The following is a 16,711-nucleotide window of genomic DNA, read 5'->3' as shown; positions in this document are numbered from 1 at the left end:
CGACTGTTGCCGCCCTTCCCCGCTTCCGAGCCTCGAGCCCACCATGTCCCTGATCCTCCGTAACCGCCTGCCCCGCCGCGCGTTGCTGCCGGCTGCCCTGCTTACGTCGCTGACCCTGCTGGCCGCGCCCAGCGCGTTCGCCGCCGCCGATGGCACTGCCGATGCCAAGACCCTGGACCGGGTCAGCGTCCGCGCCGAACAGTCCGCACCACCGTCGAGCACCACGCGCCTGCCGATCACCCTGCAGGAGACCCCGCAGTCCGCCACGGCCATCAGCCTGCAGCGCCTGCAGGACGAATCACTGTTCAGCATCAACGATGTGATGCGCAATGTGACCGGCGTGAGCGTGTCCTTCTATGACACGCAGCGCCCGCTGTACTACGCGCGCGGCTTCGCCATCACCGACTTCCAGGTCGATGGCATTCCCACCTACAGCGGCTCCACCAACCAGGAGTACGACACCGCCTTCTACGACCGTATCGAAGTGATCCGCGGCGCCAACGGCCTGCTCAGCGGCGCCGGCGTGCCGTCGGCCACGGTCAACCTGCTGCGCAAGCGCCCGGGCAAGGAATTCGATGCGTCGTTCGCGGTCAGCGCCGGCAGCTGGGACTACCGTCGCATGGAGGCCGACGTGACCGCGCCGCTGACCGCCGACGGCCGCTTCCGCAGCCGCGTGGTCGCCGCCTACACCGATCGTGGCCTGTATTACGACCGCTACGACGAGAACAAGATGGCCGGCATGGCGGTGCTGGAAGGCGACGTCACCGACAGCACCACGATCACCCTCGGTTACCAGAGCCAGGACAACAACCCCACCGGCTCGACCTGGGGCACCGTGCCGTTCTTCGACAACCAGGGCCATTTCGCGCACTTGCCGCGCTCGACCAACCTGTCGCCGAAATGGAGCTACTGGAAGCGCGAGAGCAACACCGCCTTCGCCAACCTGGAACAGCGTTTCGGCGACAACTGGCTGTTGAAGATCAACACCGCCTATACCCGTGGCAACGTGCAGAACGTGCGCCTGTACGGCACCGGCAACCCGGACCCGGTGACCGGCGCGGGCATCTACCTGCGCGCGGCCGCCGGTGATTCGAAGGACACCCGCCGCAATGTCGATGCCTACCTGACCGGCAGTTTCGATCTGTTCGGCCGCGACCACGACGTGACCCTCGGCGCACAGTGGTCGGACCTGGAAGGCACGACGAATACCCTGGCACTGAACTTCCCGAGCGACTGGGCGCGCTGCGGCGGCGAGCGCTGCTACTACATTCCCAACGTGTACAACTGGAACGGCGACATCTCCGAGGTGACCTACCGCCGCACCGGCGCGCGCCGCGTGGCCAAGACCACGCAGAGTGGCGTCTACCTGGCCACCCGCCTGCGCCTGGCCGATCCGCTGTCGCTGATTGCCGGCGCACGCCTGAGCCGCTGGGAAACCCTCACCCGCTCCTACAACGCCGCTGGCGCCTACACCGGCACCAGCGGCGCGTACAAGGTGAGCGATGAAGTCACTCCCTACGTGGGCCTGGTCTACGACATCACCCCGAACGTGTCGGCCTATGCCAGTTACACCGAGATCTTCAACCCGCAGAACTTCAAGGACTGCAACGAGAACCTGCTGGCACCGGTGCAGGGTTCGAACCTGGAAGCGGGCATCAAGACCCAGTGGCTGGACGGCCGCCTGACCGCCAACGCCGCCGTGTTCGAGGCCAAGCAGGACAACTACGCCGTGCGCGACATGGGCGTGCCGGAAGGTTCGCTGAGCGATGGCACCTCCGCCTACATCGGCGTCAACGGCACCAAGGCACGCGGCTGGGAAGTGGACGTCAACGGCGAGATCCTGCCGGGCTGGACGGTCAATGCCGGCTACACCCACGTCAAGGTCACCCGCGCGGCCACCGACCTGCTGTACGCCAACCCGCCGAAGGATCTGTTGCAGCTCAACACGCAGCTGCAGCTGCGCGGTGCGCTGGAACGCCTGAGCGTTGGCGGTGGCGTGCAGTGGCAGAGCAAGGTGCAGGGCTACAACATCGCCTATCCGCTGGGCGGCACGGTGACGGTGAACCAGCCGGCCTACATGCTGGTGCAGTTCAATGCCAACTACCGCATCAGCGACAGCTGGACCGCAACGCTGAGCGTGCGCAACGCACTGGACAAGACCTACTGGGCGAATCTGGACTACAACAACTACGGCGAACCGCGCTTCGTGTCGGCCAGCCTGCGCTGGAAGTTCTGAGCAAGCCGCGAACCGGTTGGGTGCCTGCTGGGTGCCGACCGTTGGTCGGCACGCCCTCCGCTACGACCGACGGTCGTGGCCTACCTGAATGGGCCCGCCTCCGCGCGGGCCCTTCCTTTTGCTGCACTGCAGGTTGCGGCGTCCTTCGTAATTATGTCGTAATTACATCGACACCAATCGGAAGCCGGTCGATGAACCCGAGCTGGGATACGTTGGAACGCAGCCGCCAGGCCCGCCTGGAACGTGCCGCGCCGTGGGCCCGGGGACGCGAGGTCGCCGCCGGCGACGTAGGCGAGCTGCTGCACGCACTGCTGGAGCCAGGCGACAAGGTCTGCCTGGAGGGCAACAACCAGAAGCAGGCCGATTTCCTCGCCCAGGCCCTGGCCGATCTTGATCCGGCCCGCATGCACGACCTGCACATGGTGCAATCGGTGCTGTCGCTGCCCTCGCATCTGGATGTATTCGAGCGTGGCATCGCGTCGAAACTGGACTTCTCGTTCTCCGGCCCGCAGTCGGTGCGGTTGGCCAACCTGGTGGCTGAAGGGCGCATCCAGATCGGTGCCATCCACACCTACCTGGAACTGTTCGGCCGCTACTTCATCGACCTGACCCCGCGCGTGGCCCTGGTCGCCGCGCAGGCCGCAGACCGGCACGGCAACCTGTACACCGGGCCGAACACCGAAGACACGCCGGTGATCGTCGAAGCCACCGCCTTCGGTGGCGGCATCGTCATCGCCCAGGTCAACGAGATCGTCGACACCCTCCCCCGCCTCGACATTCCCGCTGACTGGGTCAACTTCGTGGTGCAGGCGCCGAAGCCGAACCATATCGAACCGCTGTTCACCCGTGACCCGGCGCAGATCTCCGAGATCCAGGTGTTGATGGCGATGATGGCGATCAAGGGCATCTACGCCGAGTACGGCGTGAACCGCCTCAACCATGGCATCGGCTTCGATACGGCGGCCATCGAACTGCTGCTCCCCACCTACGCCGAATCGCTCGGCCTGAAGGGAAAGATCTGCCAGCACTGGGCGTTGAACCCCCACCCGGCACTGATTCCGGCAATCGAATCGGGCTTCGTCAGATCGGTGCATTCGTTCGGTTCGGAACTAGGCATGGAGAAGTACATCGCCGCGCGAGGCGATGTGTTCTTCACCGGCGCCGATGGCTCGATGCGTTCCAACCGCGCCTTCTCGCAGACCGCCGGCCTGTATGCCTGCGACATGTTCATCGGTTCCACATTGCAGATCGACCTGCAGGGCAACAGCTCCACCGCCACCCGCGACCGCATTGCCGGCTTCGGTGGCGCACCGAACATGGGCTCGGACGCACGCGGCCGGCGCCATGCCAGCGAGGCCTGGATCAAGGCCGGCCAGCAGGCCGCGCGCCCGGGTGAGATGCCGCGTGGGCGCAAGCTGGTGGTGCAGATGGTGGAAACCTTCCGCGAGCACATGGCGCCGGCCTTCGTCGAGCGCCTCGATGCCTGGGACCTGGCCGAACGCGCGAACATGCCGCTGCCGCCGGTGATGATCTACGGCGACGACGTCAGCCATGTGCTGACCGAGGAAGGCATTGCCAACCTGCTGCTGTGCCGCACCCCTGAGGAGCGCGAACAGGCGATCCGTGGCGTGGCCGGCTATACCGCCGTGGGCATGGGGCGCGACCGCGCGATGGTGGAGAACCTGCGCGACCGCGGCGTGATCCGCCGTCCCGATGACCTCGGCATCTCCGTGCGCGATGCCAGCCGTGACCTGCTGGCGGCGCGTTCGGTGAAAGACCTGGTGCGCTGGTCCGGCGGCCTGTACGACCCGCCCAAGCGCTTCCGCAACTGGTAAGGGGCTGAGCATGGAAACCCTCGACTATCGATTCGAAGGACACACTGCGGTGCAGTTTCCGCGCGATGCGGTGCTGGTCGGCGTGCTGGCCTCGGGCAACCTGGAAATCCTGCTGGAGCCGGCCGCACTGGACGGCGCGATGACGGTGCGCATCATCACCGCCGCGAAGGGCTTCGGCAGCGTGTGGCAAGCGGTGATCAGCGACTTCGCACAGCGTCATCCGCTGCGCGATGTACGCATCTCGATCAACGATGCCGGTGCGACCCCGGCGGTAGTCAGCCTGCGCCTGGACCAGGCCGTGGAAACAATGCTGGCCGGAGGCACGCCATGAGCCACGCTCGACGCCACAGCTATTACGAAGCCGATGCACGCGAGCGCATTGCCGGGCTGGTCGACGCCGGTTCGTTCCGCGAATTCCTCGGCCCGGCGCGGAGGGTGATGAGCCCGCACCTGGCCCAGCTCGATCAGCCGGCCGCATTCGACGATGGCATCGTGGTTGGCGAAGCCACGCTGCAGGGCAAGCGCGTGCTGCTGGCCGCACAGCAGGGTGAATTCATGGGCGGCGGGGTGGGCGAGGTGCACGGCGCCAAGCTGACCGGGCTGCTGCGTCGTGCAGCCGAAACACATCCCGAAGGCGTGCTTCTGCTGCTGGACACCGGCGGCGTGCGCCTGCATGAAGCCAATGCCGGGCTGATCGCCATTTCCGAAATCATGCGCGCCACCCTGGACGCGCGTGCAGCGGGTGTGCCGGTGATCGCGCTGATCGGCAGCGGCAACGGCGCCTTCGGCGGCATGGGCATCGTCGCCCGCTGCTGCACTACGGTCATCATGTCCGAAGAGGGTCGCCTGTCGCTGTCCGGCCCGGAAGTGATCGAGACCGTGCGCGGCGTGGAAGAGTTCGATTCCCGCGATCGCGCGCTGGTCTGGCGCGTAACGGGAGGCAAGCACCGCTACCTGATCGACCAGGCACAGGTGCTGGTGCCCGATGCCATCGAGGCCTTCGCGCAGGCGGCCAGTAACGCGCTGCAGCCTGATACCAGCAGCACCGATCCGGATACTGCACTGGCTGCGCTGCAGGAACGCCATGCGGTATTGAAGGCGCGCGTGCAGGCCTGGGGCGATTGCCGCGATGGCCTGGAGATCTGGGCCCGCCAAGGCATCGCAGCCCCCGAGCGACTACCGCTGCTCGACACCGATGAGTTCCTCATCGCCACCGCCGACCGGAGCCTGCCATGAGCATGCCGCTGCAGACCCTGCTCGATGCGTTGTTCCCGCATGGGCATGCCATTGCGGTGAATGATTCGGTGCTGACCGGCAGCGCTGCCACCGAGGATGGCGAGGTGACCGTGATCGGTACCGCCGACAAGCTTGAAGTAGGCGTGGACCACGCACTGGCACTGGCCGAAACCGTGCTTGCCAGCACCGGCGCACATCCACAGCGACCGATCGTGATGCTGGTGGATACCGCCGGCCAGCGCCTGGCGCGGCGCGACGAACTGTTGGGCATCAATGGTTACTTTGCGCATCTCGCGCAGACGCTCGATCTGGCACGCCGCCGTGGTGCGCGCCTGATCACCCTGGTCTACGGCGAATCCGTCAGTGGCGGCTTCCTCTCATTCGGCCTGATGGCCGACCACATCCACGCCCTGCCCGATGCACAGGTGCGGGTGATGGACCTGCGCGCAATGGCGCGGGTGACCAAGCAACCGCTGGAGAAGCTGCAGGCGCTCAGCCAGAGCTCGCCGGTATTCGCGCCTGGCGTCGCCAACTACGTGGCGATGGGTGCGGTGGACTCGTTGTGGGAGGGCGATCTTGCCCAGCACCTGCTGCAGGCCCTGCGCACGCCCGCCGAAGGCGACCTGCGTGCCGCACGCGGCGCACAGCGTGGCGGTCGCGCCCTGGCGGCAGGGGTTTCGACTGCGGTGGCCCACGGCGATGCCTGAGCGGCCCGCCCGCCACACGCTGGCCTGGCTGTCGGCCGATGCCGACTGGCGGGCTGACGTGACTGCACACGAACCGCGCCTGGCAGCATGGTTCGCACAGGGCCTGCCAGCCATGGTGGCACGCAGTGCGGCGGATGATCCCGACCCGCGGCTGCGCCTGGGGGTGCCGCTGCCGCCAGGCGAAGGCAAGCAACGGCTGGCGCTGCGCGTGGCCCTGCAGGACATCCAGCACCTGCAGCCTCCCCCTGCCCTGGATGAGATTCTCGCCGGCGGCGTTCCGGCTGATTGGCAGGCGGCACTGCAGGCAATGCTGCGGCTTGCACCGGCCCGCGTGTTCGGTGCCTTCGCCTGGCAGCACCTCAGCGGCCTGCCCTATGTGCACGCACGCTCGGACATCGACCTGCTGTGGCAGGCGGATGACGCGCGGCAGGCCGACCTGCTGGTCGAGCGCCTGCAGCACTGGGAAAGCGCCTACGGGCATCGGGTCGATGGCGAACTGTGCCTGGTGGATGGTGGCGCGGTGAACTGGCGCGAATACGCCGGGCGCAGCCGCGAGGTACTGGTCAAGCGCCTCGATGGTGCCGCACTGGAACTACGTGATGCGTTGTTCGCCTCCACCGGGGTGAGCGCGTGAACGCCCTCGTGCAGCCGGCGGCCAGGCCAGCTGCCGTGGACAGCGCGCGTCTGGGGCGCCTCGCCATCGCCAGCCTGCACGCCGAACTGGCCCTTGCACCCAAGCCAGGGTTGGTCACGCCATTCGACAGCGGCAGCCATCACGACATGGACGCCGGCACGTTCCTGCGCAGCCTGTTCACGCTGCGCCACTACTTCGTCGCCGTGGCCGACGCCGGTGCCAGCGCGGCACCGTTCCAGACGTTGCGCCGGCACGGCATCGCTGCGGAGATATCGATGCTGCACGCCACTGCGGGCATCAACACCCATCGCGGTGCGATCTTCAGCCTTGGCCTGCTGGTGGCGGCTTCCGCTGCCTGTCGGGGCCGCGCGGGCGGCGCCATCGCAGCCGAGCAGGTCTGCCAGGAAGTGCGCCGCTGGGCTGCCGAGCTCGCCGGCGCACCACTTGATGCGAACAGCCCTGGCCAGCGCGCGCGCGCACGGCACGGCGTGCAGGGTGTGCGCGAACAAGCGACCGCCGGCTACCCGCTGCTGCGCGAGGTGGCACTGCCTGCCCTGCGCCACGCGCTGGCCAGCGACCTGCCACGCGAGGCCGCGATGTGCCAGACCCTGATGCAGCTGATCGCGTGCGTGGATGACCTCAACCTGCTGCACCGTGGCGGCGTCGACGGCCTGCGCTGGGCCCAGCAACAGGCGCGAGGGTTCCTCGATGCCGGCGGCGCCTTCGTGCCCGGCTGGCAGGCACGCCTGCACAGCATCGGTGATGGATTCGTCGCACGCCGGTTGAGCCCCGGCGGCAGTGCCGACCTGCTGGCCTGTGCCTGGTTCCTGCTGCAGCAGGAGGTCGCATGAGTCTTGCCCTGCTCTGCCCCGGCCAAGGTGCGCAGCATGCCGCGATGTTCGACCGCGTGCGCGATCTGCCTGCCGTGCGCGACGTACTGGAGACCGCCAGCGCAGTGCTTGGACGCGACGTATTTGCGGCAGCTGCTGACGAATCGCGCTTCGACAATGTTCTGGCGCAGCCCTTGCTGTGTGCAGCCAGCCTTGCGCACTGGCAGGGACTTCGCGAAGCGGTGCCTGCACCGGTGCTGGTGGCCGGCTACAGCATCGGCGAGCTCGCCGCGCATGCCATCGCCGGCAGCTTTGATGCGGCCACCTGCCTGGCGCTGGCTGCGCAACGTGCGCAGTTGATGGACAGCGCCAGCCCCGCCGATGCAGGCCTGCAGGCGGTGCTCGGGCTGGAACGCCATGTACTGCAGCCGCTGTGCGATCTGCACGGCGCGCACGTGGCCATCGCCAACGGGCAGGACCATTTCATCGTGGGCGGCACGCACGCCTCGTTGCAGCGGCTGGACGATGCAGCGCGGGCGCAGGGCGCGGACATCCGTCTGCTGCCGGTGCGCGTGCCCGCACACACACCATTGCTGGCGACGGCGGTCGCACCGTTCGCTGCCGCACTCGATGCATCGCCACTGCAGGCCCCACGCCTGCCGCTGCTGGCCGGCATCGATGCGCGACCGGTGCGGGACCGCGCAACGGCAGTCCACACGCTGTCGTTGCAACTGGCGCAGACCATCGAATGGGCGCAGGTGATGCGCCAGGCCTTCGAGCGCGGCGCGCGCGTGTTCCTGCAGCTGGGCCCGGGCAACGCGCTGGCGCGCATGGTCGCGCCGGCCTATCCGTGCTGCGAGGTGCGCGCGGTGGGAGAGTTCCAGAGCCTTGAAGGCGCGGCGGCCTGGGTCCGCAGCGCGCTGGAGCGGCTGCAGTAACGGGTTCGAGCAGTACGTATCACGCAACACGCCGTACGTCGCCTTACCCCGGGATGGCGGGTCTCCATCCGCGCTGTACGTGAGTCACGTGTCTGGGAGGGCGCATGAGTCCACAAATCGCAACGATCATCGGTCTGGTGATCATGTTCATCGTCGCCACGGCGATGCCGATCAACATGGGTGCCGTCGCCTTCGCGCTGGCCTTCATCATCGGCGGGCTGTGGGTCGACATGGGCGGCAAGGAGGTCCTGGCCGGCTTTCCCGGCGATCTGTTCCTGACCCTGGTCGGCATCACCTACCTGTTCGCCATCGCGCAGAAGAACGGCACCATCGACCTGCTGGTGCACTGGGCAGTAAAAGCCGTGCGCGGCCATATCGTGGCCATTCCGTGGGTGATGTTCGTGATCACCGCGGTGCTGACCGCCTTCGGCGCGCTGGGCCCGGCGGCGGTCGCGATCATCGGTCCGGTCGCGCTGCGCTTTGCCAAGCAGTACAACATCAATCCACTGATGATGGGCCTGCTGGTCATCCATGGCGCGCAGGCCGGTGGCTTCTCGCCGATCAGCGTGTACGGCAGCATCACCAACGGCGTGGTGCAGAAAGCCGGGCTGGAAGTGACCGAGATGGCGGTGTTCCTGACCAGCCTGGGCTTCAACTTCATGATGGCGACGATCTGCTTCTTCGCGTTCGGCGGCATCGCCCTGCTGCGGCGTGGCTCGATCACCGCGGCCGGAACGCTCGGCAATGCCGAGCTGGCGATGGCCGGTGGCCCGCAGGCCTCGTCGCGCCAGTTCGCCATCGAAGGCCATGGCGCGCTGGTCGCAGCCGGCGGCGGCACGCTCAGCAATGATCCGGCAGCACTGGATGCGGTGAGCCTGACCCGCGAGCGCCTGTTCACCCTGATCGGCCTGCTCGGCTTGGGCGTGGCCGCGCTGATCTACAACCTCAACGTCGGCCTGGTCTCGATCACCGTGGCTGTCGCGCTGGCACTGCTGTCGCCACAAAGCCAGAAGGGCGCGGTGGATGGCATCAGCTGGTCCACCGTGCTGCTGATCTGCGGTGTGGTGACCTACATCGGCGTGCTGGAACATGCCGGCGCGGTGGACTTCATCGGCAATGGCGTGCCCGACATCGGCATTCCGCTGCTCGGCGCGCTGCTGGTCTGCTACGTCGGCGGCATTGTCTCCGCATTCGCCTCGTCGGCTGCGGTGCTGGGCGCCACGATTCCGCTGGCGGTACCGTTCTTGATGCAGGGCCACCTCAGTGCGGCCGGCGTGATCTGTGCGCTGGCGGTGTCGTCCACCATCGTCGATGTCAGCCCGTTCTCAACCAATGGCGCGCTGGTGGTGGCTTCGGCCGCGAAGGAAGAGCGCGAAACCCTGTTCCGCCGCTTCCTGGTCTACAGCGGCCTGGTGGTGGCCCTGGGGCCGCTGCTGGCCTGGCTGGTGTTCGTGGTGCCGGGCTGGATGTAACCGCCGAACGGTCGTGCCGGCCACTGGTCGGCACGACCTGGCGTTACACTCTGCGCATGGCTATTGCCCCTGCCCCGCGGTCACCGAAGAAGCGCGCGCCTCTGTATGAAGAGGTTGCCGAACACGTGCGCGAACGCATCTACGATTACCGCCTGCCGCCGGGTGAGTGGATCGACGAGCCCGCGCTGTGCGAAGAACTGGGCATCAGCCGCACACCGCTGCGCGAAGCGCTGAAGCTGCTGGCCGCCGAAGGTCTGGTGCAGATTGACGCGGGTCGTGGCAGCAGGGTCACCCGACTGACGCTGGAAGACCTCAACCAGCTGTTTCCGGTAATGGCGATGCTGGAAGGCCGCTGCGCGCACGAGGCGGTCAGGCACATCGACGATGCCGGCGTGCAGCAGCTGGAGGACCTGCATGCCGCGATGGAAACCGCGGCAGCCGAGGGCAACATCGCCGAGTACTACCGCAACAACTACCTGATCCACGAAACCGTGCAGCACTACGCCGGCAACCCGTGGCTGATCCGCATCACCCACGATCTGCATCGCATCCTGAAGATGCATCGCGGCCGCCAGCTGCTGACACCGGGGCGCACCGCGCAGTCGCTGGCCGAACATCGCGAGCTGATGGAGTGCTTCCGACGCCGCGACGCGCAGGCTGCCGAACGCACCATGGAGCGCCATCTGCTGAGCCAGGGCCAGGCTCTGGCCGCCTATGTGGCAGCAGGCGGGCTGTTGAACGTGCCGGCGCCCTTGCCGACCGAAGGCGGCGGTTGAGCGGATGAGGTTGCCGGCCAGCGGCCGGCACTACCAGGACGTGACCTTGGCCGGCACCCTGGAACGTCTCATCAATCGCCGCCACCGCAGCTGCCGCCGTCACCACCCCCACCGCTGTCGCCGCTTCCGCAGTCGGAGCTGCTGTAGCTGTGATGGCTGTGGTTGTCACTGGAATAGCCAACGGAGGTGTCATGGCTTCCGCCGCCATCCCCCCGGCTGCCCGAGCCATCGGCCGTGGCCACCGCCATGCACAGGATGGCGCCGACCAGCGGCAGCAGCCAGACCAGCAGCAGCTGCACCGTCCGGCCGCCTGCCGAGAGGCCATCGCGCCTGACGATCACCACGGTAGCCACCACGTTCAGGCCCAGCACCAGCAGGACCAGCAGAAGGGCAACGATCAGCATTCGGCGGTTCCGTGCCTGGACTGGGGGCATTATGGCCTGCCTCCCCGGCAATGGCCCTGCCTGTCATGAAGATGGGACAATGTAGGGCGCGCCGGCCTGCTTCCGGGCCGCCGGCGCCCCCCGCACCACACGGAAGAAGAAGAACAACAACATGCTGAAAGTCATTTTCGATACCGACCCGGGCGTCGACGACGCCCTGGCCCTGCTGTACCTGCACAAGCACGCCCAGATCGACCTGATCGGCGTCACCACCACCTTCGGCAATGCCTCGGTGGAGTCGACCACGCACAATGCGCTGTACCTGAAGCAGGCCTGGGGCTTTGCCGCCCCGGTCGCACGCGGTGCCGGCGGCCCGCTGCAGCCGGAAGCCACCCCGGAAGCCTGGCCGGTGCACATCCATGGCCACAACGGCCTGGGCAACCACCCGGTGCCGGCCAGCCTGGACGTGGCGGCCGATGCGCGCCCGGCCCACCAGCTGATCATCGACCTGGTCCGCGCCCATCCGGGCGAGGTGACCCTGGTCGCGGTCGGCCGCATGACCAACCTGGCCCTGGCCCTGCAGCAGGCGCCGGACATCGCCGGCCTGGTGCGCGGCGTGGTGATCATGGGCGGCGCCTTCCACGTCAACGGCAACATCACCCCGGCCGCCGAGGCCAACATCTGGGGCGACGCCGAAGCGGCCGACGTGGTGTTCACCGCCAGCTGGCCGGTCACCGCCATCGGCCTGGACGTGACCACCCGCGTGGAAATGGACCGTGACGGCCTGGACAAGCTGGCTGCGATCGGTGGTGCCGATGCCGAACTGGTGCGTGCGCTGTCGCAGGATTACGTGGACTTCTACCTGCAGGCCGGCCACAAGGGCATGGTCGTGCACGACTGCTGCGCCTGCATCGCGCTGACCCGTCCGGAGCTGTTCCGGTTCGAGCGCGCCAGCGTGCGCGTGGCCACCGACGGCGTCGCCCGCGGCATGACCATTCCCAAGCCGGAAGGCCTGGCGTTCGGCCCCAGCGTGTGGGACGGCCACGTGGTGCAGTCGATTGCCATCGGCGTCGATGCGGCCGCCGTGCTGGCCGACATCGAGCAGACCCTGAAGGTCTGACCCGCTAGCGCTTGGCCCTGCCCGGGACCGTCTCGGGCAGGGTCCACAGCACCGGCAGCACCAGCACCGCCACCAGCGCGATCATCGCGCCTGGCGCTGCTGCCCAGCCGCTGCGTTCCACCCACCATTGCGCCAGCCAGGGCGTTGCACCGCCGAACACGGCCGTGGCCATGGTCACCCCCAGTGCCAGCCCGCTGACCCGGCCTTCGCCGGGGAACTGCTCGGCCGTGGCCGGGGCGGCCACCGCGCTTACACCACCGGCCACGCAGGCCAGCAACACCGCGGCCAGCGCGATGCCCAGCGGCGTCGCCTGCGCCATCCACGCGAACAAGGACAGCGGCAGCAGCGCTGCCAGCACGGTCAGGCCCAACAGCACCGGCCGTCGTCCGACGCGGTCGGACAATGCGCCGCACAGGGGCGTGATCGCGATCACCGCCACGGCCGCAATCGTCGACAGCCACAGCGCATCGCCCTCATCGTGGCCCCGCGCATGCAGAAATGCGGGCACATAGGTAATGCCGACATAGTAAGTAATCGAGCCCAGCGCCGAGATCGCGAAGGTGCGCGCCACCGCCAGCGGATGGTTGCGCAGCACATGCTTCAGCGGCGTCGCGGGAATGCTGCCCTCGCGGCGCTGCCGCTCGAACTCCGGCGACTCGTGCATGCCCGAGCGTGCGACCAGGATCACCAGTGCCAGCGCCGCGCCAACGAAGAACGGAATACGCCAGCCCCAACTGTCCAGCTGCGCGGGCGCGAGCAGCGCCACGGTAACCGCGGAGATCGCCACCGCCAGCAACGCACCCACCTCGCTGGCTGCGGACGCCAGCGAGGTCACCAGGCCACGTCGCTGCGCCGGTGCGCTTTCCAGCAGGTACGCCACCACCCCGGTGTATTCACCGCCTACCGAAAACGCCATCACGCAGCGCAGTACCAGCAGCAGCACGCCCGCCGTCGTTCCGGCCATGGCCGCTGTCGGCAGCAGCGCGGTGGCCAGCATCGCCGCCGCCATCAAGGCCATCGATGCCAGCAGCATCCAGCGCCGGCCCAGGCGGTCGCCCAGGTGACCAAAGCACAGCGCGCCCAGCGGACGCATCAGGTAGGACACCGCGAAGCCGGCCAGGGTGGCCAGCAGCGCCTGTTCGCCGCCGCCGAAGAACACCCGCGACAACACCGTGGCGAAGTACAGGTACAGGGTGAAGTCGTACCACTCCACCACCGTGGACAGGCCCGCCACCCACATCGAGCGCTGCCGCGCCGCGGTCATTGCGTATTCGCCTTCAACAGCCTCGATCCCGGTTGCGCAGGTTCCGCGCAGCGTGGCATGGACGGGGTGAAATACCGGTCATCGGCTGTCCTCTGCCTGCATGTACTGGGTTTCATGGCCGGTGAAACGCTCGCCGTCAAAGCCGAAGCAGAAGCGGCCTTCCTCGAACACGCGGTAGACCAGCAGCGCACCATCGAGGCAGAACTGCGGCTGGTCCACGCCCGTTTCCAGTGTCCCGTAGCCGGTAGCATCACCGCCCTTCCCCGCCGGCCCGGTGAAGGCATCGAACGGCAGTGGCGTCGCCCTGCCCGTGCGGGTATCGACCAGCACCAGCGTGCGCTGGAAGTACTCGGGTCGATCATCGACCTGCACCAGCAGGTAGTGCTTGTTGAAATTGGGCGCCTGGTGCTGGAGAGCATCTTCGATGGCTCCGCGGTGCCGCGCATCGCAGAAGTCCACCGGGCTGTAGCGGTAGCTGCAACCGTCGTGGTCGTAGGGCAGGTTCATGCCCGAATAGCTGACGCCTGCCTGGCTGCCCAGATCGTCTCCCGGTTCCGGCGTGCTGCACAGCAGCCATGAGCGCTGCGCATCCTCGGGATCGGCCAGCAGCTTCGGCTCACGGCCTGCCTCGTACGCCGCGCCACCCGGGAATTCCTGCCCGAAGCGCTGGCGGACGATGGGACGTGCCTTCTCCAGCGGCAGGCCGATCTTCGCGCCACGGAACGAGACGAGGGTCATCGTCGGCAGGATCACCTCCTCCACCGGCAGCCCCTTCCATTGCCCCTGCACGCAGAACGTGGCGATCTCGTTCTCCCCGTCCTCCTTGCAGGGCTTCGGCGCGTTCGTCGCCAACCAGGGATGGGCCGGGCGCCTGGTCTGCTGATCGATGTACCAGCCGTCCAGCGCGCAGGTCGGCAGGGCATCGAGCAGCGGAGAGAGGTCTGTTGCGGTGGCCGGGGCGGCAAGTGGTGCGCCCGCTGCGAGTGCCCCGGTCGGCGCATCCGTTGTGCGCTGGCAGGCCGCCAGCGCGAGTAGACCGACCAGCAGCGCGACGTGGCGCGGGCGCCGGATTGAATGCTGCGTTCCCTGCATTGCGTGTTTCCTGGTTTCGACACTCCCTGCAGATGATCGCCGATCCCGAAGCCGTGCAGGAACGTCGCAGATCCCACATCGGGGTCAGCGCCCTTCGCTCCCGCAAAGGGATCCGACCCCGCCCGTTACCCCGGCAGCTGCAGTTCCGCCCGCAGGCCGCCGCCCTCGCGGTTGTGCAACCTCAGCGAGCCGCCCAGCGACTGTGCCAGCTGCACCGCGATGGCCAGGCCCAGGCCAGTGCCGCCTGTATCGCGGTTGCGCGAGCTTTCCAGCCGATGGAACGGCGCCAGCACTGCCTGCAGCTGGCCCTCGGGAATGCCAGGGCCACGGTCGGAAATGCTGATCCACACTCTGCCGGCGTCATCACGGCCCGCCTCGACCTCGGCGGCACCCGCGTAACGCAACGCGTTGTCGACCAGATTGCCGACCACCCGGCGCAGCGGCTGCGGCCAGGTCTGCACGACCAGTCCAGCGGGCGCGCCGCCACTGACCGGCTTGCCCATGTCCTCGTAATCGCCGACCACACTGGCCAGGAACGCGCCCAGGTCCATCGACACCGGCGCGCCACTGGCGACGTGGCTGCTGCGCGCATAGGCCACGCCCTCACGCACCAGTTGACCCAGGTGGTCGAGGTCGTCCAGCAACCGCTGCTGGATGCTGTCTTCAGGCAGGGTCTCCACCCGAAGCTTCATGCGCGTGATGGGGGTCTGCAGGTCATGCGAGATCGCGGCCAGGATCTGCAGACGCTCAGTGACATGGCCACGAATGCGTGCCTGCAGTGCGTTGAGCGCGGCCGCCGCGCCGCCCACTTCCGCCGGGCCATCTTCAGGCAGTTCGGGCCCGTCCTTGCCCGGCTGCAGATGCTCCACCGCATGCGACAGCTGCTGCAGCGGGCGCATGGCCAGGCGCACCGCCAGCCACGCGCACACCAGCAGCAGCGCCAGCTGCACCAGCAACACGGCGGGCAGCCAGCGCGCCAGCGGCAGGCCCGACGGGGTGACTTCGATGGTCAAGGGGGTGCCGTCGTGCAGGCGCAGTTCCACCTCGAACCGCTCCGGCAGGCGAGCCACCTGGCGTGCCTGCAACGGATAGCGGTGCTGCAGGCTGTCGTCGATGATCGCCGTGACCTGGCGTGCACGATCGGTCTGCAGCCCGGGTCCTGCGGCGGCCGGGCGCAGCAGGTAACGGTAGGTGCGCCGCTCCAGCCGCGGCACCCAGGCTGCGCGCTGGCCTGCGGGCAGGTGTTCCAGCAGCGCGACACTCACGGCCACGTCTTCGTCCAGGTTGCGCAGCATCATGCTGCGCGTGGACTGGTAGCGTTCGAAGAACAGCAAACCGAAAGACAGCGCGTGGGCCAGCGCCAATCCACCCAGCAGCACCAGCAGCACCCGTGCCGACAGCGTGCGCGGCCAGCGTGGGCGGTGTGCGGTGGTGTTCATTCGTCCGGCCCCAGCAACTGCACCGGCACGCTGAACACATAGCCTTCGCTGCGCACGGTCTTGATGTAGGTCGGCTCGCGTGCGTCGTCACCCAGGCGCTGCCGCACGCGGCTGACCAGCAGATCGATCGAGCGGTCGAACAGTTCGGCATCGCGGCCCTGGGTGAGGCTGAGCAGCTGGTCACGGCTGAGCACCCGATTGGCGTGATCGAGGAACACGCGCAACAGGCGGAACTCGGCGCCACTGAGCGGATGCGCGGTGTCCTGCGCATCCAGCAGATGGCGTGCGGTGGTGTCCAGGCGCCACTCGCCGAAGGCAAGCTGGCGACCTGCTTCGCTCACCTGCAGATTCGGCGGCAGCATCTGCGTGCGGCGGATCACCGCATTGATGCGTGCCAGCAGTTCGCGCGAAGAGAAGGGCTTGGTCACATAGTCATCAGCGCCCATTTCCAGGCCGATGATGCGGTCGGTCTCGTCGTCGCGGGCGGTCAGCAGCACCACCGGCACCGCGCGATGCTTGCCGGCGCGCAGGTTGCGGCACAGGCTCAGGCCGTCCTCGCCCGGCATCATCACGTCCAGCACCACCAGATCCACGGCATGGGTATCCATCAGCGCGCGCATGGCCCGGCCACCGTCGGCCTGGCTCACGCGCAGGCCGTTGCGCTGCAGGTAATCGGCCAGCATCTGGCGGATCTCGCTGTCATCGTCGACGACCAGGATATGCGGTACGTGGTTCATTGCGTTCTCGAT

At 67.8% G+C, this 16,711-nt stretch carries 16 protein-coding genes; 11 read left to right on the top strand and 5 right to left on the bottom strand.

The genetic code is table 11. The annotated features are described in order from the left end of the window. Positions 1-43: 43 nt before the first annotated feature. The 10 genes from AC5P7E_RS10305 to AC5P7E_RS10260 all read left to right on the top strand — a co-directional run bounded on the left by AC5P7E_RS10305 (position 44) and on the right by AC5P7E_RS10260 (position 10,664). On the top strand, positions 44-2,236 hold the full coding sequence (locus tag AC5P7E_RS10305; protein WP_329761697.1) for a TonB-dependent siderophore receptor: 2,193 nt from the start codon (positions 44-46) through the stop codon (positions 2,234-2,236). A 191-nt stretch (positions 2,237-2,427) separates the two neighbouring features. After that, entirely contained in the window at positions 2,428-4,071 is a 1,644-nt protein-coding gene (mdcA, locus tag AC5P7E_RS10300) for a malonate decarboxylase subunit alpha (protein ID WP_114618548.1), read from the top strand. 10 nt (positions 4,072-4,081) lie between these two features. Next, a complete protein-coding gene (gene mdcC, locus AC5P7E_RS10295) occupies positions 4,082-4,402 on the top strand; it encodes a malonate decarboxylase acyl carrier protein (protein ID WP_114618547.1) in 321 nt (106 codons plus the stop codon). Beyond that, positions 4,399-5,307 carry a biotin-independent malonate decarboxylase subunit beta gene (locus AC5P7E_RS10290; RefSeq protein WP_114618546.1) on the top strand — a complete coding sequence of 303 codons (909 nt, stop codon included), beginning with the start codon at positions 4,399-4,401 and terminating at the stop codon, positions 5,305-5,307. The genes mdcC and AC5P7E_RS10290 overlap by 4 nt, the downstream gene beginning before the upstream one ends. 2 nt (positions 5,308-5,309) lie before the next feature. Continuing rightward, entirely contained in the window at positions 5,310-6,014 is a 705-nt protein-coding gene (gene mdcE / locus AC5P7E_RS10285; protein ID WP_114618626.1) for a biotin-independent malonate decarboxylase subunit gamma, read from the top strand. Then, complete coding sequence (mdcG, locus tag AC5P7E_RS10280) at positions 6,007-6,648, top strand: malonate decarboxylase holo-[acyl-carrier-protein] synthase (protein WP_099474329.1); 642 nt, start codon at positions 6,007-6,009, stop codon at positions 6,646-6,648. Before mdcE ends, mdcG begins: the two co-directional genes overlap by 8 nt. After that, positions 6,645-7,499 (top strand): triphosphoribosyl-dephospho-CoA synthase MdcB, encoded by an 855-nt coding sequence (mdcB, locus tag AC5P7E_RS10275; protein WP_197596119.1) that lies wholly within the window; start codon positions 6,645-6,647, stop codon positions 7,497-7,499. The genes mdcG and mdcB overlap by 4 nt, the downstream gene beginning before the upstream one ends. Then, positions 7,496-8,416, top strand: a complete 921-nt coding sequence (gene mdcH, locus AC5P7E_RS10270) for a malonate decarboxylase subunit epsilon (protein ID WP_114618544.1) — start codon at positions 7,496-7,498, stop codon at positions 8,414-8,416. The genes mdcB and mdcH overlap by 4 nt, the downstream gene beginning before the upstream one ends. A gap of 104 nt (positions 8,417-8,520) precedes the next feature. Continuing rightward, positions 8,521-9,888, top strand: a complete 1,368-nt coding sequence (locus AC5P7E_RS10265; protein WP_495222842.1) for an SLC13 family permease — start codon at positions 8,521-8,523, stop codon at positions 9,886-9,888. Positions 9,889-9,944: 56 nt separating this feature from the next. Continuing rightward, complete coding sequence (locus AC5P7E_RS10260) at positions 9,945-10,664, top strand: GntR family transcriptional regulator (RefSeq protein WP_005408509.1); 720 nt, start codon at positions 9,945-9,947, stop codon at positions 10,662-10,664. A gap of 71 nt (positions 10,665-10,735) precedes the next feature. On the opposite strand, the gene AC5P7E_RS10255 is transcribed toward AC5P7E_RS10260, so the two are convergent. Then, positions 10,736-11,068 (bottom strand): hypothetical protein, encoded by a 333-nt coding sequence (locus AC5P7E_RS10255; RefSeq protein WP_043034145.1) that lies wholly within the window; start codon positions 11,066-11,068, stop codon positions 10,736-10,738. A 151-nt stretch (positions 11,069-11,219) separates the two neighbouring features. Between AC5P7E_RS10255 and AC5P7E_RS10250 the strand changes: the two genes are divergently transcribed. Beyond that, a complete protein-coding gene (locus AC5P7E_RS10250) occupies positions 11,220-12,167 on the top strand; it encodes a nucleoside hydrolase (RefSeq protein ID WP_099529764.1) in 948 nt (315 codons plus the stop codon). Between the two features lie 4 nt (positions 12,168-12,171). On the opposite strand, the gene AC5P7E_RS10245 is transcribed toward AC5P7E_RS10250, so the two are convergent. From AC5P7E_RS10245 to AC5P7E_RS10230, 4 genes are all read right to left on the bottom strand, one after another. Then, the gene (locus AC5P7E_RS10245; RefSeq protein WP_114618543.1) at positions 12,172-13,431 is read right to left on the bottom strand and encodes an MFS transporter; all 1,260 of its coding nucleotides are present in this window, start codon (positions 13,429-13,431) and stop codon (positions 12,172-12,174) included. Between the two features lie 78 nt (positions 13,432-13,509). Further along, positions 13,510-14,523 (bottom strand): hypothetical protein, encoded by a 1,014-nt coding sequence (locus tag AC5P7E_RS10240; RefSeq protein ID WP_114618542.1) that lies wholly within the window; start codon positions 14,521-14,523, stop codon positions 13,510-13,512. Between the two features lie 125 nt (positions 14,524-14,648). Beyond that, the gene (locus tag AC5P7E_RS10235) at positions 14,649-15,962 is read right to left on the bottom strand and encodes a sensor histidine kinase (protein ID WP_005412587.1); all 1,314 of its coding nucleotides are present in this window, start codon (positions 15,960-15,962) and stop codon (positions 14,649-14,651) included. Beyond that, positions 15,959-16,699: a response regulator gene (locus tag AC5P7E_RS10230; RefSeq protein ID WP_005408504.1), complete on the bottom strand. Its 741-nt coding sequence runs from the start codon at positions 16,697-16,699 to the stop codon at positions 15,959-15,961. The genes AC5P7E_RS10235 and AC5P7E_RS10230 overlap by 4 nt, the downstream gene beginning before the upstream one ends. Between the last annotated feature and the right edge of the window lie 12 nt (positions 16,700-16,711).

Source organism: Stenotrophomonas sp. YJH_SMC_25, assembly GCF_059369595.1.
The sequence above is the reverse complement of the archived record's forward strand: the minus strand, read 5'-3'. Positions and strand labels throughout refer to the sequence as shown.

Bases quoted from the DNA above. Each gene is read 5' to 3' on its own strand.
- mdcG (WP_099474329.1), top strand. From the start codon at position 6,007: ATGCCTGAGCGGCCCGCCCGCCACACGCTGGCCTGGCTGTCGGCCGAT.
- AC5P7E_RS10260 (WP_005408509.1), top strand. From the start codon at position 9,945: ATGGCTATTGCCCCTGCCCCGCGGTCACCGAAGAAGCGCGCGCCTCTG.
- AC5P7E_RS10245 (WP_114618543.1), bottom strand. From the start codon at position 13,431: ATGACCGCGGCGCGGCAGCGCTCGATGTGGGTGGCGGGCCTGTCCACG.
- mdcE (WP_114618626.1), top strand. From the start codon at position 5,310: ATGCCGCTGCAGACCCTGCTCGATGCGTTGTTCCCGCATGGGCATGCC.
- AC5P7E_RS10290 (WP_114618546.1), top strand. From the start codon at position 4,399: ATGAGCCACGCTCGACGCCACAGCTATTACGAAGCCGATGCACGCGAG.
- AC5P7E_RS10250 (WP_099529764.1), top strand. From the start codon at position 11,220: ATGCTGAAAGTCATTTTCGATACCGACCCGGGCGTCGACGACGCCCTG.
- AC5P7E_RS10255 (WP_043034145.1), bottom strand. From the start codon at position 11,068: ATGCTGATCGTTGCCCTTCTGCTGGTCCTGCTGGTGCTGGGCCTGAAC.
- AC5P7E_RS10265 (WP_495222842.1), top strand. From the start codon at position 8,521: ATGAGTCCACAAATCGCAACGATCATCGGTCTGGTGATCATGTTCATC.
- mdcA (WP_114618548.1), top strand. From the start codon at position 2,428: ATGAACCCGAGCTGGGATACGTTGGAACGCAGCCGCCAGGCCCGCCTG.
- AC5P7E_RS10230 (WP_005408504.1), bottom strand. From the start codon at position 16,699: ATGAACCACGTACCGCATATCCTGGTCGTCGACGATGACAGCGAGATC.
- mdcC (WP_114618547.1), top strand. From the start codon at position 4,082: ATGGAAACCCTCGACTATCGATTCGAAGGACACACTGCGGTGCAGTTT.
- mdcH (WP_114618544.1), top strand. From the start codon at position 7,496: ATGAGTCTTGCCCTGCTCTGCCCCGGCCAAGGTGCGCAGCATGCCGCG.
- AC5P7E_RS10235 (WP_005412587.1), bottom strand. From the start codon at position 15,962: ATGAACACCACCGCACACCGCCCACGCTGGCCGCGCACGCTGTCGGCA.
- AC5P7E_RS10305 (WP_329761697.1), top strand. From the start codon at position 44: ATGTCCCTGATCCTCCGTAACCGCCTGCCCCGCCGCGCGTTGCTGCCG.
- AC5P7E_RS10240 (WP_114618542.1), bottom strand. From the start codon at position 14,523: ATGCAGGGAACGCAGCATTCAATCCGGCGCCCGCGCCACGTCGCGCTG.